The organism is Mesotoga sp. HF07.pep.5.2.highcov, from assembly GCF_003666285.1.
Taxonomy (GTDB): Bacteria; Thermotogota; Thermotogae; order Petrotogales; family Kosmotogaceae; genus Mesotoga; species Mesotoga prima.
In genome coordinates, this window is record NZ_JFHJ01000197.1 from 1 (window position 1) to 1,224 (window position 1,224).

At 46.8% G+C, this 1,224-nt stretch carries 2 protein-coding genes; both read left to right on the plus strand.

Annotated features, from left to right (window positions below):
• Positions 1–151 precede the first annotated feature (151 nt).
• Positions 152–736, plus strand: a complete 585-nt coding sequence (locus BG32_RS16195) for a GNAT family N-acetyltransferase (RefSeq protein WP_259459500.1) — start codon at positions 152–154, stop codon at positions 734–736.
• The coding region (locus BG32_RS16200) for a sterol carrier protein domain-containing protein (protein ID WP_259459501.1) at positions 733–1,224 on the plus strand (492 nt) is incomplete at its 3' end. The genes BG32_RS16195 and BG32_RS16200, both read left to right, overlap by 4 nt.

The window sequence follows — 1,224 nt, forward strand, 5'->3', positions numbered from 1 at the left end:
TTCGTAATCGGGGTTGTTGTTTGCCCATATTGAAAGATCGACAGAAACATATAGAAAACTCGAGAATTGAGAAGTCTACTAATCAAGTCTATAAAGAGCCTGAGAGAGCCGATCTGGTATCATTGGTAGAGATGATTGTTTGAGGTGCACTATGGAGATAAGAAGAATCGACAGTTCGTACAAAGACAAGATTGTTGAGATCTTCCTGATGTCATTTGAATACTTCGAACCGGAAGAGAGCGAGTTCTTCTTTTCCGATCCGTCTCTCTGGAAATACGTCTGGGGAGCATTCGATGATGAGAAACTGGTTGCAGCATACATAAGCTACAAGTATCTCGCGAAGATCCGCACCAAGCCTTTTGAATGCAGGTACGTCGAGGCTGTGGCGACGCTGCCCGAGTATCGCAACAAAGGAATAACTAAGGCAATTCTCCTTAAAGACATACAGGAGGCGCTGCAGAGCGGCGTCAATTTCTTGATGCTCGACCCCTTCAAGCATGATTTCTATGTGAGGTTTGGATTCGGCCTTGGGTTTGAAAGCCTGGACTTCAAGTTCGACTTTTCTCTCCTTTCGGATGAAATTGAAGAGGACAATCTAAATATCGTTTCCGGCAAGCTCCTGAATAGCGCGAGATGCAGGAGCTCATCGAAAAGGCTAGAAAGGTCCTCTGGGAAACCTCTCGCTACACCGAAGCCATTGAAATCAACGCCTGCAGTCAGGAGATCTTCCACATGAAAGACCTCTTCGGGGCCGTGGCCGTAGACAAGGCAGGTATGCCTCATGCGATGATGGTTTACAGAAAGAAAGAGAGAAAGATGAAAGTCAGTAACTTCTCTTTCATAGACCTTGCGGGTCTCTTCGCACTGAAGAGATTCATGCTCAATCACAGAGACCAGATCGCGACCTTCGAAATGAACAGGATGCCTCCCGATTTCCCCGTGGAACTCTTCTTCCATTCCAGATGGCAGGCCGGAAAGGACCTGAAAATCGAGGACGCCTCTTCGCGAATGGTGAGAATCCTTGATCCATTGCCCGTGATCAAGGAACTTATGAACAGGTCAATTTCCGAAACAGTTGTCATCAAGATAAAAGACAAGCTGCTGCCCCAGAACAATCTCACTATCGAAATCGGAAAGGGTACTGCAAGGTTGAGTGAAGCTCCTAATGATCTGGAGATTACGATTTCCGACCTTACACCCCTCCTGACAGGAAGGCTTTCACCC

Excerpts from the sequence above, each read along its gene's own strand:
- BG32_RS16195 (WP_259459500.1), top strand. The coding sequence starts at position 152 with ATGGAGATAAGAAGAATCGACAGTTCGTACAAAGACAAGATTGTTGAG.